The organism is Streptomyces sp. NPDC041205 (assembly GCF_055591765.1).
The window spans coordinates 1-23,443 of sequence record NZ_JBVIZH010000001.1; the positions used below are offsets into that span (position 1 = coordinate 1).

At 70.9% G+C, this 23,443-nt stretch carries 24 protein-coding genes and 1 pseudogene; 8 read left to right on the forward strand and 17 right to left on the reverse strand.

Features of this window, described 5'->3' with window-relative positions:
* A partial coding sequence (locus ACZ6BG_RS00005) for a hypothetical protein (protein WP_468994457.1) occupies positions 1-252 on the reverse strand: 252 nt, incomplete at its 3' end.
* A 128-nt stretch (positions 253-380) separates the two neighbouring features.
* Positions 381-1,022, reverse strand: a complete 642-nt coding sequence (locus ACZ6BG_RS00010) for a DNA-3-methyladenine glycosylase (RefSeq protein ID WP_468994462.1) — start codon at positions 1,020-1,022, stop codon at positions 381-383.
* A gap of 208 nt (positions 1,023-1,230) precedes the next feature.
* Between ACZ6BG_RS00010 and ACZ6BG_RS00015 the strand changes: the two genes are divergently transcribed.
* The 3 genes from ACZ6BG_RS00015 (at position 1,231) to ACZ6BG_RS00025 (ending at position 3,332) form a co-directional block, all read left to right on the forward strand.
* Entirely contained in the window at positions 1,231-2,013 is a 783-nt protein-coding gene (locus ACZ6BG_RS00015) for a sporulation protein (RefSeq protein WP_468994466.1), read from the forward strand.
* A gap of 63 nt (positions 2,014-2,076) precedes the next feature.
* A complete protein-coding gene (locus ACZ6BG_RS00020) occupies positions 2,077-2,616 on the forward strand; it encodes a YbhB/YbcL family Raf kinase inhibitor-like protein (RefSeq protein WP_468994471.1) in 540 nt (179 codons plus the stop codon).
* A gap of 209 nt (positions 2,617-2,825) precedes the next feature.
* Positions 2,826-3,332, forward strand: coding sequence for an HNH endonuclease (locus ACZ6BG_RS00025; RefSeq protein ID WP_289952677.1), 507 nt, complete (start codon positions 2,826-2,828; stop codon positions 3,330-3,332).
* Between the two features lie 96 nt (positions 3,333-3,428).
* On the opposite strand, the gene ACZ6BG_RS00030 is transcribed toward ACZ6BG_RS00025, so the two are convergent.
* The 3 genes and pseudogenes from ACZ6BG_RS00030 to ACZ6BG_RS00040 all read right to left on the reverse strand — a co-directional run.
* Entirely contained in the window at positions 3,429-4,382 is a 954-nt protein-coding gene (locus tag ACZ6BG_RS00030) for an SPFH domain-containing protein (RefSeq protein ID WP_468994479.1), read from the reverse strand.
* Between the two features lie 201 nt (positions 4,383-4,583).
* Positions 4,584-5,012, reverse strand: a complete 429-nt coding sequence (locus tag ACZ6BG_RS00035) for an NfeD family protein (RefSeq protein WP_468994482.1) — start codon at positions 5,010-5,012, stop codon at positions 4,584-4,586.
* A gap of 315 nt (positions 5,013-5,327) precedes the next feature.
* Positions 5,328-5,870: pseudogene (locus tag ACZ6BG_RS00040) on the reverse strand (ABC transporter ATP-binding protein); the annotation flags it as partial.
* Between the two features lie 112 nt (positions 5,871-5,982).
* Here ACZ6BG_RS00040 and ACZ6BG_RS00045 point away from each other — a divergent pair.
* Positions 5,983-6,789 carry a hypothetical protein gene (locus tag ACZ6BG_RS00045; RefSeq protein WP_468994488.1) on the forward strand — a complete coding sequence of 269 codons (807 nt, stop codon included), beginning with the start codon at positions 5,983-5,985 and terminating at the stop codon, positions 6,787-6,789.
* Between the two features lie 120 nt (positions 6,790-6,909).
* Here ACZ6BG_RS00045 and ACZ6BG_RS00050 read toward each other — a convergent pair whose 3' ends face one another.
* From ACZ6BG_RS00050 to ACZ6BG_RS00065, 4 genes are all read right to left on the reverse strand, one after another.
* Positions 6,910-7,152, reverse strand: coding sequence for a chaplin (locus ACZ6BG_RS00050; RefSeq protein ID WP_468484064.1), 243 nt, complete (start codon positions 7,150-7,152; stop codon positions 6,910-6,912).
* A 223-nt stretch (positions 7,153-7,375) separates the two neighbouring features.
* The gene (locus ACZ6BG_RS00055; RefSeq protein ID WP_468997782.1) at positions 7,376-7,621 is read right to left on the reverse strand and encodes a chaplin; all 246 of its coding nucleotides are present in this window, start codon (positions 7,619-7,621) and stop codon (positions 7,376-7,378) included.
* 174 nt (positions 7,622-7,795) lie between these two features.
* Positions 7,796-8,458, reverse strand: a complete 663-nt coding sequence (locus ACZ6BG_RS00060) for a response regulator (protein ID WP_468994498.1) — start codon at positions 8,456-8,458, stop codon at positions 7,796-7,798.
* Positions 8,451-9,596, reverse strand: coding sequence for a GAF domain-containing sensor histidine kinase (locus ACZ6BG_RS00065; protein WP_468460317.1), 1,146 nt, complete (start codon positions 9,594-9,596; stop codon positions 8,451-8,453). The genes ACZ6BG_RS00060 and ACZ6BG_RS00065 overlap by 8 nt, the downstream gene beginning before the upstream one ends.
* A 606-nt stretch (positions 9,597-10,202) precedes the next feature.
* Here ACZ6BG_RS00065 and ACZ6BG_RS00070 point away from each other — a divergent pair.
* Positions 10,203-10,895: a transglycosylase SLT domain-containing protein gene (locus ACZ6BG_RS00070; RefSeq protein ID WP_468994507.1), complete on the forward strand. Its 693-nt coding sequence runs from the start codon at positions 10,203-10,205 to the stop codon at positions 10,893-10,895.
* A gap of 100 nt (positions 10,896-10,995) precedes the next feature.
* Here ACZ6BG_RS00070 and ACZ6BG_RS00075 read toward each other — a convergent pair whose 3' ends face one another.
* The gene (locus ACZ6BG_RS00075; protein ID WP_468994512.1) at positions 10,996-13,614 is read right to left on the reverse strand and encodes an ABC transporter ATP-binding protein/permease; all 2,619 of its coding nucleotides are present in this window, start codon (positions 13,612-13,614) and stop codon (positions 10,996-10,998) included.
* Positions 13,615-13,993: 379 nt separating this feature from the next.
* On the opposite strand from ACZ6BG_RS00075, the gene ACZ6BG_RS00080 reads away from it, so the two are divergent.
* On the forward strand, positions 13,994-15,931 hold the full coding sequence (locus ACZ6BG_RS00080) for a streptophobe family protein (protein WP_468994514.1): 1,938 nt from the start codon (positions 13,994-13,996) through the stop codon (positions 15,929-15,931).
* 340 nt (positions 15,932-16,271) lie between these two features.
* On the forward strand, positions 16,272-17,528 hold the full coding sequence (gene serB / locus ACZ6BG_RS00085; RefSeq protein ID WP_468994516.1) for a phosphoserine phosphatase SerB: 1,257 nt from the start codon (positions 16,272-16,274) through the stop codon (positions 17,526-17,528).
* Positions 17,529-17,663: 135 nt separating this feature from the next.
* Here the strand turns inward: serB and ACZ6BG_RS00090 are convergent, their stop codons facing one another.
* The 4 genes from ACZ6BG_RS00090 to ACZ6BG_RS00105 form a co-directional block, all read right to left on the reverse strand.
* Positions 17,664-18,182 (reverse strand): SixA phosphatase family protein, encoded by a 519-nt coding sequence (locus tag ACZ6BG_RS00090; protein ID WP_468994519.1) that lies wholly within the window; start codon positions 18,180-18,182, stop codon positions 17,664-17,666.
* 271 nt (positions 18,183-18,453) lie between these two features.
* Entirely contained in the window at positions 18,454-18,675 is a 222-nt protein-coding gene (locus tag ACZ6BG_RS00095) for a hypothetical protein (RefSeq protein ID WP_468994521.1), read from the reverse strand.
* Between the two features lie 189 nt (positions 18,676-18,864).
* Entirely contained in the window at positions 18,865-18,981 is a 117-nt protein-coding gene (locus tag ACZ6BG_RS00100; protein ID WP_087883525.1) for an SGM_5486 family transporter-associated protein, read from the reverse strand.
* 44 nt (positions 18,982-19,025) lie between these two features.
* Positions 19,026-20,417: a CynX/NimT family MFS transporter gene (locus ACZ6BG_RS00105; protein WP_468994523.1), complete on the reverse strand. Its 1,392-nt coding sequence runs from the start codon at positions 20,415-20,417 to the stop codon at positions 19,026-19,028.
* A 122-nt stretch (positions 20,418-20,539) separates the two neighbouring features.
* Between ACZ6BG_RS00105 and ACZ6BG_RS00110 the strand changes: the two genes are divergently transcribed.
* Positions 20,540-21,226, forward strand: coding sequence for a FadR/GntR family transcriptional regulator (locus ACZ6BG_RS00110; protein WP_468460333.1), 687 nt, complete (start codon positions 20,540-20,542; stop codon positions 21,224-21,226).
* A gap of 28 nt (positions 21,227-21,254) precedes the next feature.
* Here the strand turns inward: ACZ6BG_RS00110 and ACZ6BG_RS00115 are convergent, their stop codons facing one another.
* The 3 genes from ACZ6BG_RS00115 to fabG all read right to left on the reverse strand — a co-directional run bounded on the left by ACZ6BG_RS00115 (position 21,255) and on the right by fabG (position 23,273).
* Entirely contained in the window at positions 21,255-21,614 is a 360-nt protein-coding gene (locus ACZ6BG_RS00115) for a hypothetical protein (RefSeq protein ID WP_468994525.1), read from the reverse strand.
* A gap of 157 nt (positions 21,615-21,771) precedes the next feature.
* Complete coding sequence (gene fabI, locus ACZ6BG_RS00120) at positions 21,772-22,548, reverse strand: enoyl-ACP reductase FabI (RefSeq protein WP_030361373.1); 777 nt, start codon at positions 22,546-22,548, stop codon at positions 21,772-21,774.
* Positions 22,549-22,553: 5 nt separating this feature from the next.
* On the reverse strand, positions 22,554-23,273 hold the full coding sequence (gene fabG / locus ACZ6BG_RS00125; RefSeq protein WP_468994528.1) for a 3-oxoacyl-[acyl-carrier-protein] reductase: 720 nt from the start codon (positions 23,271-23,273) through the stop codon (positions 22,554-22,556).
* Positions 23,274-23,443 lie beyond the last annotated feature (170 nt).

Below are 23,443 nucleotides of genomic sequence, written 5' to 3' on the forward strand. Positions count from 1 at the left end.
ACGCTGTTGAGTTCTCAAGGAACGGACGCTTCCTTTGTACTCACCCGCAGAACATTCTCTGGGGCTTTCCTCCGGGCGCTTCCCTTCGGTATTTCGTGTTTCCAACCTTACCAGATCCGCTTTCCGTTCCGTTCCCGGTTCGGATTTCATTTCCGGTGGCCGTTGGAGGGCCTTGCCTTTCGGCGTGTTCACTACGTTAGCGGATTTCCCTGGTAACTCATAATCGAGCTTCGCGGATTCGAATTTCGGCATGCGGACATGCGAAACAGGACCCCGCTGAAGGGAAGTCGTAGGTAGTGGTTGGCCGCTTCCGGCTGCAGGCTGAATGCCGTACCCGGGTCAAGCGGCTCGGGCTACGTTACGGAACCACCAACGCCACGTCAAGTTCTGGGGTGTCGAGGTGTATGCGCCCGATATGGGCTCACCGTAGGGTCGTTGGCCGTCCAGAAGCGCCAGGGGTGCACGCTCCCCTCGCCGCCGACTCCCGTGCGCGGGCCGTTCCTGACCTGGTCGGGGTCTATAGGGGTACCGGTGAGGACGCCGAGGGGCGCGCCGGGGCCCGCGCAGACGTCGGTGCCGTCGAGGCGGCGGTCCACGTCGAGGGCGGTGGCCAGGCGGGCGGGGCCTTTGGCCAGTTCCTTGTCGTTTCGGGCCGAGAGTCGACGTACACGAGCAAGTTCCGCGCCCTCGGTGATCTCGCCGGCCCTCAGCAGGACTCCGCTCGCCATCCCCTCCGGACCGCACACCAGGTTGAGGCAGTGCCACATGCCGTAGGTGAAGTAGACATACGCATGCCCGGGCGGGCCGAACATCACGCCGTTGCGGGCCGTGCGGCCGCGATAGGCGTGGGAGCCGGGGTCCGCCTCGCCCGCGTAGGCCTCCACCTCCGTGAGGCGCAGCTCGATCGGGCCGTCCGGGGTGTCGCGCACCAGGACCCGGCCGAGCAGGTCGGGCGCCACCTCCAGGACGGGGCGGTCGAAGAAGTCTCGGGGCAGGGGCGTACGGTCGGGGGCCGCGATCATGCCGTAGGAGCGTAGTGCACCGAACGTGTACGGGTTTGGCGTGGAGGGTGGCTCTGGAGCCGTCGCGCAGGAAGGGTGTGGCGCGAGCCATCGGCGCGGAACCGCGCGCGGGCCGTTTGCGTTGGTACGTAGTCGGAGGTCGACGATCAGAAGGTCGGCGATCAATCGATCCAGTCAACACCACAGGCGGGGCCTGGGGAGGAGAGTCATGGGGTTCAAGAAGCTGCTGGCGAGTCTGGGTGCCGGTGGGGCCTCCGTCGAGACGGTGCTGACCGAGGCCAACGTCGTGCCGGGCGGTGTCGTCCAGGGCGAGGTGCGCATCCAGGGCGGGAACGTCGACCAGCAGATCGAGGCGCTGTCGGTGGGCCTTCAGGCGCGCGTCGAGGTCGAGGGCAACGACCAGGAGGTCAAGCAGGACATCGAGTTCACCAAGCAGCGGCTGGGCGGTGCCTTCGAGCTGAAGGCGAACGCGGTGCACGCGGTGCCGTTCGGGCTCGACATCCCCTGGGAGACGCCCATCACCCACTTCGCGGGGCGCCAGCTGCACGGCATGAACATCGGTGTGACCACGGAGCTGGAGATCGCCCGCGCCGTCGACTCCGGTGACCTGGACCCGGTGAACGTGCACCCGCTGCCGGCGCAGCAGGCGATCCTCGACGCCTTCGGCCAGCTCGGCTTCCGCTTCAAGAGCGCCGACATGGAGCGCGGCCACATCCGCGGCACCCGGCAGAAGCTGCCGTTCTACCAGGAGATCGAGTTCTTCCCGCCGGAGAAGTACCACGGCCTGAACCAGGTCGAGCTGACCTTCGTCTCGGACGACCGCGAGATGGACGTCGTCCTGGAGATGGACAAGAAGCCGGGCCTGTTCAGCGAGGGCAGCGACTCGTACAAGTCGTTCAAGGTCGGCCTGCACGACTTCCAGGGCACGGACTGGGCGGCGTACCTCAACGAGTGGCTGTCCCACGTCGGCAGCAAGCGCAACTGGTTCTAGGCTCGTCGAAGGCGAGTGATCGCCGTACTGGAGCCGAACCGGAACCGATCAGGAGGTGCCTACGTGACCGAGGTCAAGAGGCCGCCGCTGCCCCATGACTTCCACCCGCCCGTGCCGTCGTTCACGGTCGTGAGCGCGGACTTCGAGCCGGGCGCGGTGCTCAAGGACGACCAGGTGTATGCCGCCGGGAACACCTCGCCGCACCTGCGGTGGGAGGGCTTCCCGCCGGAGACGAAGAGCTTCGCCGTCACCTGCTTCGACCCGGACGCCCCGACGGGGAGCGGGTTCTGGCACTGGTCGGTGTTCGACATCCCGGCCTCGGTGACGGAGCTGCCCGTCGGCGCGGGCAGCGGCAAGTTCGAGGGCCTCCCGCAGAGCGCGGTGCAGGTGCGCAACGACTACGGGACGAAGGACTTCGGTGGCGCCGCCCCGCCGCCCGGTGACCCGGCGCACCGCTATGTGTTCACCGTGTACGCGGTCGACCAGGAGAAGCTCGGCCCGGACTCGGACGCGTCCCCCGCGGTCGTCGGCTTCAACCTGCGGTTCCACACGCTGGCCCGCGCTTCTGTCGTCGCGGAGTACGCGGCGGTCGCCGACAGTTAGTCACCGACGGTCGCCGATGGTTAATCGTTGCCCAGCGTGAACCGTCCGCGCTCGCATCAGCTCAGCGTTCACTGAACGTTTGCCCGCCTCTGGTCTTGGAAGTGATCAGGGGCGGGCATCTTTTATTGCGTTGTCCTACCCGGCGTGCCCGGCCAGAGTTGATCCAAGCCCGCCAGGGGGTGGGCCGGTGCACACGGGAGGTGGGCGAGATGCGGGACACGCTGGTGCTGAACGCGAGCTTCGAACCGCTGTCGACGGTGACGCTGAACCGCGCCGTCGTGCTGGTGCTGCAGGACAAGGCCGTTGTCGAGCAGGCCCACCCCGCGCTGCGCGTGCGTGCCGCCGCCGTCGAGCTTCCGGTGCCGCGGGTGATCAGGTTGTGCAGGTATGTACGGGTGCCCTTCCGAAGACGGGCTCCCTGGTCGCGGCGCGGAGTCCTGGTGCGGGACCAGCACCGGTGCGCGTACTGCGGCAGACGCGCGACGACCGTGGACCACGTGGTGCCGCGTTCCCAGGGCGGTGCGGACTCCTGGATGAACACGGTGGCGTCGTGCGCGGTGGACAACCACCGCAAGGCGGACCGCACCCCGGAGCAGGCCGGGATGCCGCTGCTCCGGCAGCCCTTCGAGCCGACCCCGGCGGACGCGATGCTGCTCGCCCTCGGGCGGGACGGGTACGAGGCCCTGCCGGACTGGCTGGCGCAGCCTGCCGCGTGAGCGTGCGCCGCTGACGTGTCCCGTACGTACGACTGTGGGGCCACCCTCCCCCGGGGGAGGGTGGCCCCACAGTCGTACGCGTATACGCAGTCGCTGTCAGTCGATCGGCGGCTGTTCGCGGCGCTCCACGCCACCGGGGCTCTTCCCGGCTCCCCCGCCGGAGCCGCCGCCCGAGAGCGGGCCGAAGTTGCCGAGCGCGCCGCCGAGGCCCTTGAGGGCGTCGCCGATCTCGCTGGGCACGATCCAGAGCTTGTTGGCATCGCCCTCGGCGATCTTCGGGAGCATCTGGAGGTACTGGTAGGAGAGGAGCTTCTGGTCCGGGTCGCCCGCGTGGATGGACTCGAAGACCGTGCGGATCGCCTGGGCCTCGCCCTCGGCGCGCAGGGCGGCGGCCCGTGCCTCACCTTCGGCGCGCAGGATCGCGGACTGCTTCTCGCCCTCGGCGCGCAGGATCTCGGACTGCCGGACACCCTCGGCCTGGAGGATCGCGGCGCGCTTGTCACGGTCGGCGCGCATCTGCTTCTCCATCGAGTCCTGGATGGAGGTGGGCGGCTCGATCGCCTTCAGCTCGACGCGGTTGACGCGGATGCCCCACTTGCCCGTGGCCTCGTCGAGAACGCCGCGCAGGGCCGCGTTGATCTCCTCGCGGGAGGTCAGGGTCCGCTCCAGGTCCATGCCACCGATGATGTTGCGCAGAGTGGTGACGGTGAGCTGCTCGATCGCCTGGATGTAGCTGGCGACCTCGTACGTCGCGGCGCGGGCGTCGGTGACCTGGTAGTAGATGACCGTGTCGATGTTCACGACCAGGTTGTCCTGGGTGATCACCGGCTGGGGCGGGAAGGGGACGACCTGTTCACGCAGGTCGATGCGGTTGCGGATGGAGTCGATGAACGGGACGACGATGTTCAGGCCCGCGTTCAGGGTGCGTGTGTAGCGGCCGAAGCGCTCCACGATGGCGGCGCTGGCCTGCGGGATGACCTGGATCGTCTTGATCAGGGCGATGAAGACCAGCACCACCAGAATGATCAGGACGATGATGATTGGTTCCATCGTGGTTCCCCGTACCCTTCTTGCTTCGGTGTTCGCGGATTGCTGCGGTGTCCCGGAAGATCTTGGGATCTCGCCGGTCGAGTCTGTCAGAACGGCGCGCGGCCCGTGGGTCGTTCGGATCACCTGCCGTCACGAGCCGCCACCTCAAGGGCAGTTGAGCCCCGGAGCCCGGCGTTCCGACCGCGCGCAGCTGACCGGTGGTCAGATGACCACGGCCGTCGCTCCGTCGATCTCGACCACGTCCACCTCCTGGCCCGCCTCGAAGCTCTGGTCGTTGTCGAGCGGCCGCGCCGACCAGATCTCCCCCGCCAGCTTGATGCGCCCGCCGGAGGCGTCGACGCGCTCCATGACGACGGCCGATCTGCCCTTCAACGCCTCGACCCCGCTGACGAGTTCGGGTCGCTGGGACCGGTGCCTGGCGGCGATCGGGCGTACCACCGCGATGAGCGCGACCGACACGACGGCGAAGACCACCGCCTGCATCGCCACGCCACCGCCGAGGCCCGCGGTCACGGCGGCGGCGACCGCGCCGACGGCGAGCATGCCGAACTCCGGCATCGCGGTCATTACCAGCGGGATTCCGAGGGCGACCGCGCCGATCAGCCACCACACCCATGCGTCCATGTCCACACGTTCATGGTAGGACCGCGGGTCCCCCTACCGACAGGGCATGTGCGATCAGCTGAGCGGCAGGCCCTGGGCGGACCAGCGGTCGCCGCGCTGCTCGACGACCAGCGGCAGGCCGAAGCAGAGGGAGAGGTTGCGCGAGGTGAGCTCGAGCTCCAGCGGCCCCGCGGCCATGACCTTGCCCTGGCGGATCATCAGGACGTGCGTGAAGCCCGGGGCGATCTCCTCGACGTGGTGCGTGACCATGATCATCGAGGGGGCGATGGGGTCGCGGGCGAGGCGGCCGAGGCGGCGGACGAGGTCCTCGCGGCCGCCGAGGTCGAGGCCCGCGGCGGGCTCGTCGAGGAGCAGCAGCTCGGGGTCGGTCATCAGGGCGCGGGCGATCAGGGTGCGCTTGCGCTCGCCCTCGGAGAGGGTGCCGAAGCGGCGGTCCAGGTAGTCGCTCATGCCGAGGCGGTCGAGGAAGGCGCGGGCGCGCTGCTCGTCGATCTCCTCGTAGTCCTCGTGCCAGCCGGCCGTCATGCCGTACGCCGCCGTGAGGACCGTCTGCAGGACGGTCTGGCTCTTGGGGAGCTTGTCGGCCATGGCGATGCCGGCCATGCCGATGCGCGGGCGCAGCTCGAAGACGTCGACCTTGCCGAGCTGCTCGCCGAGGATGGTGGCGGTGCCCTTGCTCGGGAAGAGGTAGCTGGACGCGACATTGAGGAGGGTGGTCTTGCCGGCGCCGTTCGGGCCGAGGATGACCCAGCGCTCCCCCTCCTTGACCGACCAGGAGACCTGGTCCACCAGAGCCCGGCCCTCTCGGACCACAGATGCGTCCTTAAGCTCCAGTACATCGCTCATGAGCGCGTTGTCTCCCATTGCAGTCTCGGTGTCGCTCGCGTGTGCCCGCGTCTGTGGACGCGGCCCCCGGATAAAACCTACGCCACCGGCCGACCGTTCCCGTGCCGAGGCCGGTCCTTAGGCTGTGTGCATGCTCTCGGAACCACGCTCAGGACGCTTGGCCGCATGGGGGAACGCCCTTTTGGCCGGACTTGTTTCACCCGATGACGCGGTGCACGCGATCGTGGGCGACGACGCGGTGCACCGGGTCGACGGCCTGCCCGGCGAGTCGGCTCCGGTCGGATGGACGCTCGCGCTCGGCCGGTTGCGCGCGCTCGGTGTGACGGGGCTTCGGGTGGCGCTGCCCGCGCCGGGACATCCGCTCGGCCTGAGCGGGCCGCCCGCCTTCAACGAGCGTGCCCTGGAGGCCGAGGAGGCGGTGATCGCGACGGGCGCGCCGTACGGCTTGGTGCCGGAGGTGTCCGAGGCGGGGCCGGAAGGTGCCGTCGGCGCCGCGGACGTCCATGTGGAGGTCGTGTGGCACTGTCTGCCGGTGCGCGAGGCGCCGCCCGCGGACGTGCCGTCGCTGGGTGAGGCGGAGCGGGAGCTCGCGGACGCGCTGCGGGAGGCCACGGAGGTGCTCGCGCGCCTTGACGTGGCGGCGTCGGGGCCGGTCGCCGAGGCCGCGATCGACGCGTACCGGGCGCGGGCGGAGCGGGGGCGCGAGGCGCTGGCCCCGGGGTATCCGCCGCGTGCGGTGCGGGTGTTGGAGCTGGCGCAGCGGGTCGGGCTGCTGATTTCGGTGGCGTACGAGAACGGGCACGGCGGCGCGGTGAGCGCGTCGCAGATGGGGGCGCGGGCCGAGGCGCTGCGGCCGGTGGAGCGAGTGGCGCGGCGGGCGCAGGTGGCCGCGTACAACGCCTATGTGGAGGAGCGGGAGCGGGGCGAAGGGCGGTAGGCCCTGGCCTTGGGCTCCGGTGTGGCGGAGGGCCCCGCGGACCGGGTGGTCCGCGGGGCCCTCTGCCCGTGGGGTGGCGTGCGCCCGGCCCCGGGGGCGGCTAGCCCAGGGGGCGGCGTGTCACTTGTTGACCGTCTCGTTGGCGAAGGCCGGGTTCAGGATGCCGACGACGTTCACGCTGTTGCCGGTGACGTTGACCGGAACGTGGACCGGGGCCTGGACGAGGTTGCCGGAGCCGATGCCCGGGGAGCTCGTGGCCTTGCCGTCCGCGTGCGCGTCGGTGGCGACGGCTGCTCCGGCGGAGGCGCCCGCGGCGATACCGGCGACGGCGACGGCCAGGGCGGCCTTCTTGGCGATGTTCATGGGTGTGTTCCTTCTGGTGGCAGGGTGACCCCGGCTGTGGGGTCGGAGGGTGTGCGTCGTGGCAGCGGGGGTGCCGGGGATCCGGTGGAGATCTGGGATCCCGGGGACGCGAAGGGCGCCGGGACGGCGAGAACGCGACCGGCCCTGCGTGCGGGGTGCGTGCGGGGCCGGTCGGCCGCGGCGGCGATCACCTGACGGCGGTCGCCGGATCGCGTGGGTGCGATCAGACGTTCTCGCAGACGTTGCCGAACGTCGGGTTCAGGATGCCGACGACGGAGACGCTGTTGCCGCAGGCGTTCACCGGGATGTGGACCGGGGCCTGGACCAGGTTGCCGGAGACGATGCCCGGGGAGTTCTTGGCCTCGCCGTTGGCGTCGGCGCCACCGTGGGCGGAGGCCATGCCGGCACCGGCCGCGAGCAGGCCACCGGCCACCATCGTGACAGCGGCGGCCTTCTTCAGGTTCTTCACTTCTACGTTCCTCCTGAGCGGAAGCTGCGGCCAGCCGCCGCAGCACGCACTGGAGAACGCCGGGGCGCCGATCGGGATGCGCCGAACGGGGGACATCCACACGACGGTATGAATCTCAGTCCGGAACGCGACGATCCGTGCTGACTCGGCGTCCGTCCCGAGGACCTGCGGAGATCAGCCCGCGACGCCGTGGCGCACGGCCCAGAGGGCGGCCTGGGTGCGGTCGGCGAGGTCCAGCTTCATGAGGATGTTCGAGACATGTGTCTTGACGGTCTTCTCGGACAGGACGAGCGCGCGTGCGATCTCGCGGTTCGAACGGCCGTCCGCGATCAGTCCGAGCACCTCCCGCTCCCGCTCGGTGAGGGAGCCGCCCCTCCCCTGCGAGTTGTTCGCCTCTTCCTGGGACAGCAGCGCGCCCGCGACCTCCGGCTGCAGCAGCACATGTCCCGCGTGCACGGAGCGGATGGCTCCGGCGAGGGCGTCTGGGTCCACGTCCTTGTACACATAGCCCGCCGCGCCCGCGCGCAGGGCCGGGACGACCGTGCGCTGCTCGGTGAAGCTCGTGACGATCAGGACGCGCGCGGGGTTGTCCAGCTCGCGCAGCTTGCGGAGCGCCTCGACGCCGTCCATGCCGGGCATCTTGACGTCCATCAGGACGACGTCCGGTTTCAGCTCCTGCGCCGCCGCGACGCCCTCGGCGCCGTCGGAGGCCTCACCGACGACCTCGATGTCCTCCTGGATCTCCAGGAACGTGCGCAGACCGCGGCGGACCACCTGGTGGTCGTCGACCAGCAGCACCCGGATCCCTGTCTTCGAGTTGAGCGCGGCGTCAGCCACCGGGGACCTCCATCTCGATCGTCGTGCCCTTGCCGGGCTCCGACTCCACGGTCAGCCGTCCGCCGACCCCGCCCGCCCGGTCCCGCATGGAGACCAGACCCAAGTGCCGCCCGGCGCGCCGGATGGCTCGCGGGTCGAATCCCTTGCCGTCGTCCGTGACCCGCAGCACCGCGCCGGGGCCGCGCTTCTCCAGGGCGACGGCCACGTGCTCCGCCTCCGCGTGCCGCAGGGCGTTGTGCAGGGCCTCCTGGGCGACCCGGAGCATGGCCTCCTCCTGGGAGGCGGGCAGGGCGCGCACGCCGCCGCTCTCGAAGGTGACGGTGGCGGAGTGGGCGCGGTCGAGGACCTGGGTGTGGGTCCGCAGGGTCGCCACCAGGCCGTCCTCGTCGAGGGCGGCGGGGCGCAGCTCGACGACGGCGGCGCGCAGCTCGTCGGCGGCCTCCGCGGCGAGCGCGGCCACCTGCTGGAGCTCGTCCTTCGCGCGCGTCGGGTCGCGGTCCACCAGGGCGGCCGCGGCCTGGGCGGTCAGGCGCAGGGAGAACAGCTTCTGGCTGACGGCGTCGTGCAGCTCGTGGGCGAGGCGGGAGCGCTCCTCGGCGATGGTCAGCTCGCGGCTGCGCTCGTACAGCCTGGCGTTCGTCAGGGCGATGGCGGCGTGCTGGGCGAGGATCGACAGGAGTTCCTCGTCGTCCGCGTCGAAGCCGCAGCCGCCGGTGGGCTTGGGGCACTTCTTGTTCGCCAGGAACAGGGCGCCGAGGGTCTCGTCGCCGTACCGGATCGGCAGGCCGAGGAAGTCGGACATGTCCGGGTGGGCGGGCGGCCAGCCCTCGAAGCGGGGGTCCTCGCGCACGTCCGCGAGGCGCTCCGGCTCGGCCTTGCAGAGCATCGCGGCGAGGATTCCGTGCTGGCGCGGGAGCGGGCCGATGGCCTTCCACTGCTCGTCGCTGACTCCGTCGACGACGAACTGGGCGAAGCCGCCGTGGTCGTCGGGGACCCCGAGCGCCGCGTACTCCGCGTCGAGCAGCTCGCGGGCGGAGGCGACGATCGTCTTGAGGACGTCGCGCACCTCCAGCTGGCTGCTCATCGCGAGCAACGCCGAGCTGACCGCGTACAGCCCGGATCGGGGTCCTTGACTCATGGGACAACCGTACCGGCGGGGTGTGACGGTGCGTATCCGACCTGTGGCGGCCGGGCTCTAGGACCTGGGCCCTAGGCCCAGCGGCCGGTGGGCCCCGAGCTGCGGGATCCGGGCGGAGGCGTTATTACACGCGCGCGGGCGGGCGGGCACGCGGGAGTTATAAGGAGAGGGAGGGAGTGGGGGGTGGGGGGAATGGGGAGGGGGCCCGGGCCGTATGTCCTCTCTGCCTGTGGCATGAGGGCCGTGGCGCGGGCGTCATACCTGCGGAGGAGTTTGCTCACTGACCGCATTGCTCTCGCAACTGATGGTGAGACTGTTACGTGCTCGATGTGAGCCCGCGCATAGGACGCACATCACGTACGAAGCCCCCTAGTGGACGTCCGGGCCCCGTAAAGGAGGGCTAAGTGCGGACATTGGGGCCGTCGGCGCACCCCCTGATCCACTATCCGGCTTCGTACGTCACTCCTTTGCCACAGAATTTTGCGCCCGCTAAGAATTGCTCCCGTCGCTCGGCGCCGCGGTCCTCGCACCGCGGCGTTTTGCCGGAAGCAACCTGTCCCCACCGGTTCAGAGCGGCCTCCCGATTTACGAAGAGGTCCACCTGCCATGTCCCAGCACGCCCCCTCTGGTCATAGTCGCTCCACTCTGACCAAGAACCAGAAGTTCTCGATCGCCGGTGTCGCCACCCTCGGTGCCGCCGCCCTCGCCTTCTCGATCGTGCCGGGCAGCTCCGACGACGCCCGTTCCGCGCAGACCGAGGCCCTCGGTGCCCGCTCGGCCGCCTGGGCCGCGCCGGCCGACGCCCACGCGAGCGTCAGCAAGCAGCAGGCCAACGCCAGCAAGCGGGCCAAGGACGCCGCCGCGAAGGCCGCGGCCGACAAGAAGGCGGCCGACGAGGCCGCGGCGAAGAAGAAGGCCGAGGACGAGCGCAAGGTCAAGCAGGCCGCGAGCCGCTCCGCTGCCCGCAAGCCCGTCTACGCCAACAACCTCGACGGCTGGATCCGCCAGTCCCTGGACATCATGAAGTCCAAGGGCATCCCCGGCTCGTACGAGGGCCTGCACCGCAACATCATGCGGGAGTCCACGGGCAACCCGAACGCCAAGAACGGCTGGGACATCAACGCCCAGAACGGCACCCCGTCGATCGGCCTGCTCCAGGTCATCCAGCCGACGTTCAACGCGTACCACGTGGACGGCACCTCGACGAACATCTACGACCCGGTCGCCAACATCACGGCCGCGGCCAACTACGCCGCCGACCGCTACGGCTCGATCGACAACGTGAACGGCGCCTACTGAGTCATACCCCCGGACCTCTTCAGCCGAGGCTCGCAGACGCCGAAGGGCGGCACCCCGCACGGGGTGCCGCCCTTCTTCGCGTCCGGCTCGCGCCGGGTGACTACTTGCGCATGACCTCCGGCTCGTGGCGGCGCAGGAAGCGGGCCACGAGGAAGCCACAGAACGCGCCGAGGGCGAGCAGGGCGGCCATGTCCATCATGTAGGCGCCCGCCTCGTGGTCCCACAGCGGGTCGGTGGCGCCCGGGTCGTCCGGGTTGGGGCTGATCCTGTTGAAGTCCAGCGTGGTACCGGCGGCCGCGACCGCCCAGCGCGACGGCATCAGGAACGAGAACTGGTTGACGCCGACCGTGCCGTGCAGGATGAACAGGCACCCGGTGAACACGACCTGGATGATCGCGAACATGACCAGCAGCGGCATGGTCTTCTCCGCGGTCTTCACCAGGGCGGAGATGATCAGGCCGAACATCATCGAGGTGAAGCCGAGAGCCATGATCGGCAGGGAGAGCTCAAGGAGCACCTGGCTGCCCAGGACCAGGCCCTTCTCCGGGATCTCACGGGTGGAGAAGCCGATCACGCCGACGAGCCCGCCCTGCAGCACGGTGATCGCGCCGAGGACGATGACCTTGGACATCAGGTACGCGGACCGGGACAGGCCGGTCGCGCGCTCCCGTTCGTAGATCACCCGTTCCTTGATCAGCTCACGGACCGAGTTGGCGGCGCCCGCGAAGCAGGCGCCGACCGCGAGGATCAGCAGGACCGTGGTGGCCGTGCCGTTCGGGATGATCTTGCCGGTTCTCGGGTTCACGACCGGCAGCAGGCCCTTGTCCGGGTCGATGAGCAGGCTCACCGCGCCGAGCACCGCGGGCAGGATCACCATCAGCGCCAGGAAGCCCCGGTCGGAGGCGATCACGGACACATAGCGGCGGATCAGGGTGAGCAGCTGCGAGCCCCAGCCCTGCGGCTTGGGCGGCGCGATCGCCTGCGGCGGCGGCATGTGTACGGACTGCGCGGCGACGGCGTCGATGTCCGCGGCGTACATCTGGTAGTGCTGCGAGCCCTTCCAGCGGCCCGCCCAGTCGTAGTCGCGGTAGTTCTCGAAGGCGGAGAAGACGTCGGCCCAGGTGCTGTAGCCGAAGAAGTTCAGGGCCTCCTCGGGCGGGCCGAAGTACGCCACCGAGCCGCCCGGCGCCATCACCAGGAGCTTGTCGCAGATGGCCAGCTCGGCCACCGAGTGCGTGACGACGAGGACCGTGCGGCCGTCGTCGGCGAGGCCGCGCAGGAGCTGCATCACGTCGCGGTCCATGCCCGGGTCGAGGCCGGAGGTCGGCTCGTCCAGGAAGATCAGCGACGGCTTGGTGAGCAGCTCCAGGGCCACCGACACGCGCTTGCGCTGGCCACCGGAGAGAGAAGTGACCTTCTTCTCCTTGTGGATGTCCAGCTTCAGCTCGCGCAGCACCTCGTCTATGCGCTGCGCGCGCTCCTGCTCGCTGGTGTCGGCGGGGAAGCGGAGCTTGGCCGCGTACTTCAGCGCCTTCTTGACGGTCAGCTCCTTGTGCAGGATGTCGTCCTGCGGGACCAGACCGATGCGCTGGCGCAGCTCGGCGAACTGCTTGTACAGGTTCCGGTTGTCGTAGAGGACGTCGCCCTCGTTGGCGGGCCGGTAGCCGGTGAGCGCCTTGAGGAGGGTCGACTTGCCGGAGCCCGAGGGGCCGATGACCGCGATCAGCGACTTCTCCGGGACGCCGAAGGAGACGTCCTTGAGGATCTGCTTGCCGCCGTCGACCGTGACGGTCAGGTGGCGCGCGGAGAAGGAGACGTCACCGGTGTCGACGAACTCCTCGAGGCGGTCGCCGACGACACGGAACGTCGAGTGGCCGACGCCGACGATGTCGTTCGGGCCGATGAGGACCGTGGACGACTTCGCGATCGGCATGCCGTTGACGTACGTGCCGTTGTGCGAGCCGAGGTCGCGCAGCTCGAAGCGGCCGTCGGGCGTCGACGTGAACTCCGCGTGCTGCCGTGACACCTGGAGGTCGGAGACCACCAGCTCGTTCTCCAGGGCACGACCGATGGTCATCTTTCGGCCAAGCGAGAACTGGTGGTACGTCGTCGGGCTGCGGTCGCCGTAGACCGGTGGGGCCCCCGCCGCACCGCCGGATCCGATGCCCGCGCCCGGGCCCTGCTGCTGCGGCACCTGGTGCGGCGCCTGCTGCTGCGCCGGTGCCTGACCCTGCTGCGGCCAGGCCTGCTGCTGCATCTGCTGCTGGTGAGGCGCCTGATACTGCTGCGGCGCCTGGTGCTGCGGTTGCTGCTGTGCGGCCCAGCCAGGTGCCTCCTGCTGCCCCGGCTGACCCGCGCCGTGCTGCGGTGGCGCGTACTGCGCCTGCTGCGCTCCCGGCGCGGACACGGCAGCGGCGGCGCCCGCGGCGCCACCGGAGAGGATCAGCTGCGGGCCGTCGGTCGCGTTGCCCAGATGGACGGCCGAACCGGGGCCGATCTCCATCTGATGGATCCGCTGCCCCTGCACGAATGTGCCATTGGTGGAGCCGTGGTCCTCAATGACCCAACTGCGGCCGCCCCAGCTGATCGTCGCGTGCCGCCAGGAGACCCTGGCGTCATCCAGCGCGATGTCACCCTGTGGATCGCGTCCAAGGGTGTACGGCCTGGACGAATCGAGCGTCCAGGTCCTGCCATTCAATTCCAGTACGAGTTCCGGCACTCCATGCCCCACTGAGTTGTCCCCCGAGTTGCCCCCATCATGGGGAGTCTAGGGATGTCGAACATCGGGAGGAACTATTTCAGGCGGAGGCCTCTGACCGAAAGTCGGGCCTTGTGAAGACTGCGTACGAGCCACTATGACTGCCCCGTTGACGGGGCAGATACCGCCCCGGAAAGTAGTAAGGGCTCTCAGCGAGTGCGGATCGCGTGCATATCGCGCATGCCACTCATGTCAGTGATGCCTGGAATGACGGGTATGCGCTCGATGCCCGTCCCCCGGCGCCCACTGCCGTCCGTGCCATGCCCGTCATGCGCCTCACGGGTTCCCCGGCGCGCTTCCGTCACCAGGAGGGCGACGCGCTGCGAGCTCGGGGGGTCCCATGGAGACCGGCGGACACAAGGACGTACGGCGGGGTGTGCCCTGGGGTGATGTCCTGCTCTCCGCGCTCGCCGCGGTCAGTTGGGCGCTGATCGGCATGGCGGGCACGGCGGCGCTCGGCCTGCATCTGCTCGGCGCGGACTCCGCGGGGTCGCTCGGGCCGATGACGGCCGCGGCGATCGCCCTGGGCGTCGGCGGTTCCGTCACCCCGTCCGGTGACGTGTCGGCCTTCGGCCTCAAGGGGGCGGAGGCGACCACGGCCATCGAGGTCACCCCGCTGGGAGTGAGCCTTGTGGGCGCGGTGCTGCTCTCCTACTTCTTCTTACGTTCCCTGCGCGGCGCGGGAGTTGTGATCTCGCCCGCCGAACTCGTGGCCCGCGCGGGCGCGGTGATCGTGCTTTTTCTCGGCATGCTCGGCGGTCTCGCCTGGGCGGGACACGATGTCATCACGATCGACGGCAAACAGCTCGGTATCGACAAGGGAATCGACAAAGGGCTCGACAAAGGTCTGGACAATCTTCCCGACGGTATCGCCGACCGGATTCCCGACGGCCTCAAGGACATCGGCGGCATCGGGGACATCGGCGGGCTGCTGCCCGACCGGCTCGGCGATCTCGTCGAGGCGAAGGCCGCGGTGGGCTTCACGGTCGACACCGGGGCCACGCTGCTCGGCGGTGGGCTCTGGGTCGTCGCCGTGCTGCTCATCGCCCTCCTCGCCTCCCGCCGCACTCCCCTGCCGCCCGGCCTCGGCGCCCTCCACCGGCTGCTGCGGCCCGCCGCGTCCGCGCTGGTCAGCGTGATCCTGATGGCAGTGGTCGCCGGGCTCACGGCGGCGGCGTACGCGATGATCGGCGACGACCACCCGAAGCGGGTCGCCGGCGGCGCGCTGCTCGGCACGCCGAACGGTGTGTTCCTCGGCCTGCCCGTGGGGCTCTTCGTCCCCTACGACGGCGAGGCGAAGGGCCCCCTGGCGCGGTTCCTGCCGGACCCGGTGGACGACCTGCTGCGCGGCGACACGGACAAGCCCCTGACCGTGGCGCGGCTCGCCGAGCTGGACAACCGGGTGTGGCTGCTCGCGGTCGCGGCGATCGTCATGATGCTGTTCGCCGGGGTCCTCACTGCCGTACGCACCCCGCTGGGTCCCGGCGTCACCTCGGCACGGGACGTCGGCGCCGTCGGCTTCGCCGCCCGCTGCGCCCTGTGGCTCGGGCTCGTCACCGCGGTCGCGCTGCCCCTGATGGCCTGGCTGACGGGCGTGTCCGCCGACGCCTCGGTGTCGGTGCTCGGCTTCGACGGCTTCGGCGCCGGGCTCGAACTGCACGGCAGGCTGGGCATGGCGCTGCTCCTCGGGGCCGTGTGGGGTGTGGCCGCAGGGGCCGCCGGGGCGCTCCTCGCCCGGGCGACCGGGGCGGCCGGGGGCCGTGCGGCGCCGCTCGCGCTCGCCGGCGGCGAGGCGGAGGGGCTCCCGCCCGGGGCCGGGCGGGAGCAGCAGCTGGTGCCCGGGGCCCACGGGGCGGGGCCCTACCGGGAGAGCACGCCCTACCGGCCGCCTCGGGCTGAGACCAATCCGTATTTGCAGGTGCCGGAGGAGTTGCGGGACCGGGGGCCGGGCTGGGACCGGGGGGCAGGTTCCGGGCCGAGGCCGGGTCCTGGCGCTGGTGGTGGCGGGGCTCCTGCCGGGGGCGGGGTGCCTCCCTCGGCGGGCCGAAGGTCGCCGTCGGCGGGTGGACGTCCGCCGCGGGCCGGGGGGCCTCCGCCCCGGGCCGGCGGGGTGCCTCCGCAGGTGAGCGGGGCGCCCACGGTGGCGGGGCCGGTGGTGCCCCCACGGGGTGAGGGGCCGCGGCGCGGCCGCCGGGACGAGAAGGAGTGGCCTCCGCCTCCGCCTCCACCCCCGCCTCCACCGCCTCCGCCGTCGGGTGGGGGGCCGAGGAAGCGGTAGGGCCGGGGGGTGAGGGCTGGCGTGCGGGGCTGCGGGGTTGAGGGCTGGCATCGCGTGCCGCCAGGCGAACGCTGCCGTCGCGTGCCGCGAGGCGAGGGCCGACATCGCATGCCGCAGGGCGGGAGCCGACGTAGGGCGCCGCAGGCCCACTCCGCCGTGAAGCGACGGGCCCGAAAGCCCCCACCACCCTCCGCCCCGCCCCTCCCCGCCCACAGATGAACAAGCGACAGCCCGCCCAAGCCCCCCAGGTAAAGGGACCCCCGGCCTCCGGGGTGCCGCCGTCCGAGGACCGGACAGCCCCGTCACCAGGCCGTCCCGGCCAGCTACCGTGGGGATCACCATGAGTGCCTCGACGCCCCCGCCGGCCTCCGGCGATCCCACCGCAGCAGGTCCCGGCGCCCCCGCCGACCTCCCCACCCTTCTGGTCAAGATCTTCGGCAAGGACCGCCCAGGCATCACCGCCGGACTCTTCGACACCCTCGCCGCGTACTCCGTCGACGTCGTCGACATCGAGCAGGTCGTGACCCGTGGCCGGATAGTGCTGTGCGCCCTGGTCACCGCCCCGCCGCCCGGCATGGAGGGCGACCTGCGGGCCACCGTCCACAGCTGGGCGGAGTCCGTGAAGCTCCAGGCCGAGATCATCTCGGGCCACGGCGACAACCGCCCGCGCGGCCTCGGCCGCTCCCTGGTGACGGTGCTCGGTCACCCCCTCACCGCGGAGTCGACGGCCGCGATCGCCGCCTGCATCACGGGTACGGGCGGCAACATCGACCGCGTCTTCCGCCTCGCCAAGTACCCGGTCACCGCGGTGGAGTTCGCCGTCTCCGGCACGGAGACCGAGCCGCTGCGCACCGCCCTCGCGACACAGGCGCACGCCCTCGGCGTGGACATCGCGGTCGTGGCGGCGGGTCTGCACCGCCGCGCCCAGCGCCTGGTCGTGATGGACGTCGACTCGACCCTCATCCAGGACGAGGTGATCGAGCTCTTCGCCGCGCACGCGGGCTGCGAGGAGGAGGTCGCCGCCGTGACCACTGCGGCCATGCGCGGCGAACTGGACTTCGAGGAGTCGCTGCACGCCCGGGTCGCCCTGCTCAAGGACCTGGACGTGTCCGCCGTGGACAAGGTCAGGACCGAGGTCCGCCTGACCCCCGGCGCCCGTACGCTCATCCGCACCCTCAAGCGCCTCGGCTATCAGGTCGGCGTCGTCTCGGGCGGCTTCACCCAGGTCACCGACGACCTGAAGGAGCGCCTCGGCCTGGACTTCGCGCACGCCAACACCCTGGAGATCGTCGACGGCAGGCTCACCGGCAAGGTGACCGGCGAGATCGTGGACCGCGCGGGCAAGGCCCGACTGCTGCGCCGCTTCGCCGCCGAGGCGGGCGTCCCGCTGGAGCAGACCGTGGCGATCGGCGACGGCGCCAACGACCTGGACATGCTCAACGCAGCCGGTCTGGGCGTCGCCTTCAACGCCAAGCCGATGGTCCGCGAGGCCGCCCACACCGCGGTGAACGTCCCCTTCCTCGACACCGTCCTGTATCTCCTGGGCATCACCCGCGAAGAGGTCGAGGCCGCGGACATGCATCTGGACCAGGACTGAGCGAACCGGCGCACCCAGCGCGTCAGGGCTCCTGCGCGCCGCGCACCTCCACGTCTGAGCCGACGGGCCCGGCGTCCCTCGACGCCGGGCCCTTCTCGTGGGTCGGAACAGGTCGGAGTGGGGGGAGGGGTGCCGCTACTCGGACGGCGCCCAGTAGTCCACCAGGGTCGCCGTCCCCGGCTCAAGCCCCTTCCACGATCCGGTGTACGTCAGGACGGCGAACGCCGACGTCGGGAAGCCGCGGCGGTTCATCCGCACCTGGGCGTCGCCCTCCGCCTCACCGCTGAGGACGTCGGCGAGACCGTGGACGCCGGGGTTGTGGCCGATCAGGATCACATCCCGGACGTCGTCCGGGGTTTCGTTGAGCACGGCGATCAGCTCGCCGGGGGACGCCTCGTACACCCGATCCTCGTACACCGTCCGGGGCCGCTGCGAGAGCTCCTGGACGGCGAGCTTCCAGGTCTCGCGGGTCCTGGCGGCGGTCGAGCAGAGGGCGAGGTCGAAGGCGATGCCGCTCTCGGCCAGTCTGCGCCCTGCCACGGGGGCGTCCCTGCGGCCGCGGTCGGCGAGCGGGCGCTCGTGGTCGGACACCTGGGGCCAGTCGGCCTTCGCATGCCGGAAGAGGACAATCCTGCGGGGTTCTGCGACGCTCATGCGTCCCAGCTTCGCATGAAACACGCCGTCGGGCGCAGGGAGTTGACGGGCTCCGTCAGCACGGGTGACAGGGCTTTCACCAGGTGACCCACGAGGTCAGGGGCGGTGCCGGGGCCGCTCCCGGCACCCGGGGGGCAATCGCTCACGATCTTCGAGGCGGGCCCGGAGGGGATCAAGGGCGGATCGGGAGAGGGTTCGGGGAGAGGGTTCGGGAGAGGACCAGGTGGAGACAGGCAGAGAGACGGAGAGCGGTAGCGGATCGCGGAAGGCGTCACGCCGCGATGCTCAGCATCTCCCGCAGGCGCTCCAGGATGTCCGTGACCGCGGGCTCGCTGCTCGCCGCGTGGGCGTCCGCCGGGTTCAGTATCAGCAGGAGCAGCGCCGCGAAGGCGATCGCGGGCAGGGCGATGGCCCACCAGGGCAGCTGGATCTCGATGCCGGCCGGCTTCGCCTGGTCCGCCGGGTCGCGTCGAGTGTGCGAACGGGCCGACATGCCGCCTCCATGGTCTTCGAGCGCTCCGTGCCGCGTCGTCGCGGCCACATCTCGAAGGTACGGAGTCCGGCGCCCTCAACCCATCCGGTGATCCACCCAGTTAACCCTGACACTGGCCCCCTAGGGGATGGTGGTGCTAGCCCCACCATCCGGCGACGCGGAGGCTCCGCGTCGCCTGCTGAGGGGTCGTCAGGGGGAGGCCACCGTCGCGACGATTCCGATGATCACGGTGATGGCCAGCATCGCGCCGAGCACGAGGAGCAGCTTCTTCTGGCCGTTCTGGGGGTTCGGGTCGAGCACTGGCATGGGGCAAGTCTCGCACCCCGCGGGCGGACCGCGCCCCCGGGGGGTCAGCCTCCCGCCCGCGCGGCCGCCGCCCGCCGCGCCACCTCGTCCTCGATGGTGCGGTCGCGGCCCGCGAGGACGCCGACGACGATCTGCGGCACCATCAGGCCCGCCATGAGGGCGATCGGCAGGCCCCAGCCGCCGCTGTGCTGGTAGAGGACGCCGACGAGCAGCGGTCCGGGGATCGAGATCAGATAGCCGGTGCTCTGCGCGAAGGCGGACAGCTTGGCCACGCCCGCGCTGCTCCTGGCCCGCATGCCGACCATGGTGAGGGCCAGCGGGAAGGCGCAGTTGGAGATGCCGCACAGCAGCGCCCAGGCCCAGGCGCCGCCCGCCGGGGCGAAGTACAGGCCCGCGTACCCGGCGAGCCCGCAGGTGCCGAGGGCGACCACCACGGGACCCTGGTGGGACAGCCGCGTCGCCACGCGCGGGATGACGAAGGCGAGGGGCACGCCCATGGCCATCGTGACGGCGAGCAGCACACCGGCCTCACCGGCGGGCACCCCCGCGTCCCGGAAGATCTGCGGCAGCCAGCCCATCGTGATGTACGCGGCGGTGGCCTGGAGGCCGAAGAAGCAGGCCAGCGCCCAGGCGGTGCGACTGTGGGTGATGCGCAGTTCCTCGTCCTGCCGCCGCACGGCCGCGGACACCCGCTCGGATCCGGCGGCGTCGGTGCCGCGCTCACGCACCAGCGGGATCCAGGGCACGATGGCGACGACCGCGACCGCGGCCCAGATGGCGAGGCCCGCGCGCCAGTTGCCGCCGAGCGCGTCGGTCACCGGCACGGTGACGGCGGCGGCGAGCGAGGTGCCGAGCGCGAGAGCCATCGAGTACAGGCCGGTCATCGAGCCGACGCGGTCCGGGAACCAGCGCTTGACGATCACCGGCATCAGGACGTTGCTGACGGCGATGCCCATCAGCGCGAGCGCGCTCGCGGCCAGGAAGCCGACGGTGCCGCCCAGGAAGGGGCGTATCAGCAGGCCCGTGGCGATGGCCACCATCCCGCCGCACACCACCGCGCCCGCGCCGAAGCGCCGGGCGAAGCGGGGCGCGAGGCTGCCGAAGGCCGCGAAGCACAGCGGCGGCACGGAGGTGAGGAGGCCGGCGAGGGTGCCGCTCATGCCGAGCCCGTCGCGCACCTCTTCGAGGAGGGCGCCGAGGCTGGTGATGGCGGGCCGCAGGTTCAGGGCCGCGAGGACGATGCCGACGATGACGAGACGCGTCGTCCACGCGCGCGTGGGCGACGGTTTCGCGGCGGCCGCCGCGGCCCGCGCGGGTCCGGACCCGCCGGTCGTGCCCGTGGTACCGGTGCCGCCCGTGCGTCCGGTGGGCGCCTCCGGTGCCGCCGTCGCCGTACCCGTCGCTGGACTCGTCGCCTTCGCTTCCTCACTCGCCATGAGAGCCATCATAGAATCATGGGATGATTGGCTGTCCAATCCGTTTCACGATGCAAGCACCACCGGGCACCCGCCCGGCCACCGCACGGCCCTCCGTCCGACCGCTCGCCCGAAGGAACGCCATGCCCCTGACCACGCCTCGCCGCTCGGCGCTCTCCGAGCAGGTCATCTCCGAGCTGCGCAACCAGATCTCGTCCGGCGAGTGGCCGGTGGGCTCCCGCATCCCCACCGAGCCCGAGTTGGTCGAGCAGTTGGGCGTGGCCAGGAACACGGTGCGCGAGGCGGTCCGCGCCCTCGCCCACAACGGCCTGCTCGACATCCGCCAGGGCTCGGGCACCTATGTGGTCGCTACCAGCGAGCTGGCGGGCGTGATGCAGCGCAGGTTCGCCGACGCGAGCCCCCGGCACATCGCGGAGCTGCGGGCCACGCTGGAGTCGAGCGCGGCGAAGCTGGCCGCCGAGCGGCGCACCGAGCGGGACCTGCGGCAGCTGGACACGCTGCTCGCGCGCCGCGAGGAGGCCTGGGCGTCGGGCGACGCCGAGGCGTTCGTGACGGCCGACTCGACGCTGCATCTTGCGGTGGTGGCCGCGTCGCACAACGACGTCATGACGGCCATGTACGCGGACCTGGGCGAGGTGCTGCGGGACTGGCTGCGCGAGGACATCGGCCGGGAGCTGACCCCGGAGGCGTACATGGACCACGGGCGGCTCGTCGAGGCGATCCGCGCGGGCGACGCGGAGGCCGCCGCGGCGGAGGCGGCCAGCTATCCCTACCTGTGCCGCCCGGAGCGCTTCGCGGCCGACGCCTGACGTCCGCCCGCCCCGCCGCTCCCCGGCCTCACCGCTGGTGGCTGACCCACACCGAGCGGATCTCCTTCCAGCACCGCCCGGTGAGCCGCACCGTCCCCGCCGGTCCGGCGGCGACCGGGGCGCTGTCGCTGTCGACGTCCCACCACCGGTCGCACTCGATGTGCAGCCGGACCCGGTCGGTCTCGGGGTAGGGGTTGTGGCAGTACGCGACGGCCGTCGACCCCTGGACGCTGCTGCGGCACTCCGCGCCGAACGGCCGGTCCTCGCGGGCCGGTCGCGCGGCCCCGGCCCGGTCGCCGCCGTCGGCCGCGCGGGTCACCGCTCCCCCGGCCCCGTGGGACGCGGCGTCGTAGGGCAGGGCGACCAGCAGGGCGAGGGCGGCGAGCACCGCACCAGGTGACCAGCGCACACTTCAGGGTGCGCGGTCCGGGCCCGCCCCCGCCCGGTCAGGCGGCCGAACGGGCGACGCCCCGCCTCCCGCGCGCTGCGGGAGACGGGGCGTCGGCCACGTACAAGGGCACGTACGAGAACGTACGAGGACCTGCTCAGGCACCCATCATGTGGACGCCGCCGTCGACGTGCACGACCTCGCCCGTCGTCTTCGGGAAGAAGTCAGACAGGAGACCGACGACACCGCGGCCCGCGGGCTCCGGGTCGGTGAGGTCCCAGCCGATGGGGGCGCGGTGGTTCCAGACGTCCGCGAGTTCCTCGAAGCCCGGGATGGACTTGGCGGCCATGGACTTGATCGGGCCGGCCGAGACCATGTTGACGCGGACGTTGCGGCCGCCGAGGTCACGCGCCAGGTAGCGCCCGGTGGACTCCAGGGCGGCCTTGGCGACGCCCATCCAGTCGTACTTCGGCCAGGCGATGGAGCCGTCGAAGGTGATGCCGACGACCGAGCCGCCGCCGCGCTTCTCCATCAGCGGGAGCAGCGCCATGGTGAGCGACTTCAGGGAGTACGCCGAGACCTGGAGGGCCGTCGAGACGTCCGCCCAGTCCGCCTCCAGGAAGTTGAAGGCGCCCTGCGGGCCGAAGGCGATCGAGTGGACGACGCCGTCGATGCCCTCGTCGTCGCCGAAGTACTCGTTGACCTTGGCGGCCAGCGAGTCCAGGTGCTCCTGGTCGGTCACGTCCATCTCGATGACCGTGGTGGGCTTGGGCAGCCGCTTGGCGATGCGCTCCACGAGCGTGACCCGGCCGAAGCCGGTGAGGACGACCTCGGCGCCCTGCTCCTGGGCGACCTTGGCCGCGTGGAAGGCGATGGAGCCCTCCGTGAGGACGCCCGTGACGAGGATGCGCTTGCCGTCGAGAATTCCGCTCATGGTGATCAGTGACCCATGCCCAATCCGCCGTCAACCGGGATGACGGCTCCAGTGATGTACGAGGCGTCGTCCGACGCGAGGAACTTCACCGTCGCGGCGATCTCCTCGGGCTTGGCGTAACGGCCGAGCGGCACCTGCGACACGATGTTCGCGCGCTGCTCGTCCGTCAGCACCTGGGTCATGTCCGTGTCGACAAAACCGGGCGCGACGACGTTGAAGGTGAGGTTGCGCGACCCGAGCTCCCGGGCGAGCGAGCGCGCGAAGCCGACCAGGCCCGCCTTGGAGGCGGCGTAGTTCGCCTGACCCGGGGAGCCGTAGAGACCGACGACGGAGGAGATCAGCACGACGCGGCCCTTCTTGGCGCGCAGCATGCCGCGGTTGGCCCGCTTCACGACGCGGAAGGTGCCGGTGAGGTTGGTGTCGAGGACGGACGTGAAGTCCTCCTCGGACATGCGCATCAGGAGCTGGTCCTTGGTGATGCCCGCGTTGGCGACCAGGACCTCGACGGCTCCGTGCTTCTCCTCGATCTCCTTGTAGGCCTGCTCCACCGTCTCGGCGTCGGTGATGTCGCACTTGACGGCGAGGACGCCGGCCGCGGTGAGGTCCTTGGGCGGCTCACCCGAGCGGTAGGTGATCGCGACCTTGTCGCCGGCGTCGGCGAACGCGCGGGCGATGGCGAGGCCGATGCCCCGGTTTCCTCCAGTGACGAGAACCGAGCGGCTCAACGGATCACCCTTTCCTTGGCTGTGTGGTCTTCCGAAAACCTATCGGTACCGTGCGCGATACGGAGAATCGGCGACCGACAGTGGCGCAGATGAGTCGCTGTTGGATCCCTACAGAAAAGTGTGGCCACCGTCCGGTTCGCACGCCATGATCGGACGTGGCCGGTGCCGGG

Excerpts from the sequence above, each read along its gene's own strand:
- ACZ6BG_RS00010 (WP_468994462.1), bottom strand. The coding sequence starts at position 1,022 with ATGATCGCGGCCCCCGACCGTACGCCCCTGCCCCGAGACTTCTTCGAC.
- ACZ6BG_RS00015 (WP_468994466.1), top strand. The coding sequence starts at position 1,231 with ATGGGGTTCAAGAAGCTGCTGGCGAGTCTGGGTGCCGGTGGGGCCTCC.
- ACZ6BG_RS00025 (WP_289952677.1), top strand. The coding sequence starts at position 2,826 with ATGCGGGACACGCTGGTGCTGAACGCGAGCTTCGAACCGCTGTCGACG.
- ACZ6BG_RS00030 (WP_468994479.1), bottom strand. The coding sequence starts at position 4,382 with ATGGAACCAATCATCATCGTCCTGATCATTCTGGTGGTGCTGGTCTTC.
- ACZ6BG_RS00045 (WP_468994488.1), top strand. The coding sequence starts at position 5,983 with ATGCTCTCGGAACCACGCTCAGGACGCTTGGCCGCATGGGGGAACGCC.
- ACZ6BG_RS00050 (WP_468484064.1), bottom strand. The coding sequence starts at position 7,152 with ATGAACATCGCCAAGAAGGCCGCCCTGGCCGTCGCCGTCGCCGGTATC.
- ACZ6BG_RS00065 (WP_468460317.1), bottom strand. The coding sequence starts at position 9,596 with ATGAGTCAAGGACCCCGATCCGGGCTGTACGCGGTCAGCTCGGCGTTG.
- ACZ6BG_RS00070 (WP_468994507.1), top strand. The coding sequence starts at position 10,203 with ATGTCCCAGCACGCCCCCTCTGGTCATAGTCGCTCCACTCTGACCAAG.
- ACZ6BG_RS00080 (WP_468994514.1), top strand. The coding sequence starts at position 13,994 with ATGGAGACCGGCGGACACAAGGACGTACGGCGGGGTGTGCCCTGGGGT.
- serB (WP_468994516.1), top strand. The coding sequence starts at position 16,272 with ATGAGTGCCTCGACGCCCCCGCCGGCCTCCGGCGATCCCACCGCAGCA.
- ACZ6BG_RS00090 (WP_468994519.1), bottom strand. The coding sequence starts at position 18,182 with ATGAGCGTCGCAGAACCCCGCAGGATTGTCCTCTTCCGGCATGCGAAG.
- ACZ6BG_RS00095 (WP_468994521.1), bottom strand. The coding sequence starts at position 18,675 with ATGTCGGCCCGTTCGCACACTCGACGCGACCCGGCGGACCAGGCGAAG.
- ACZ6BG_RS00100 (WP_087883525.1), bottom strand. The coding sequence starts at position 18,981 with ATGCCAGTGCTCGACCCGAACCCCCAGAACGGCCAGAAGAAGCTGCTC.
- ACZ6BG_RS00105 (WP_468994523.1), bottom strand. The coding sequence starts at position 20,417 with ATGGCGAGTGAGGAAGCGAAGGCGACGAGTCCAGCGACGGGTACGGCG.
- ACZ6BG_RS00110 (WP_468460333.1), top strand. The coding sequence starts at position 20,540 with ATGCCCCTGACCACGCCTCGCCGCTCGGCGCTCTCCGAGCAGGTCATC.
- fabI (WP_030361373.1), bottom strand. The coding sequence starts at position 22,548 with ATGAGCGGAATTCTCGACGGCAAGCGCATCCTCGTCACGGGCGTCCTC.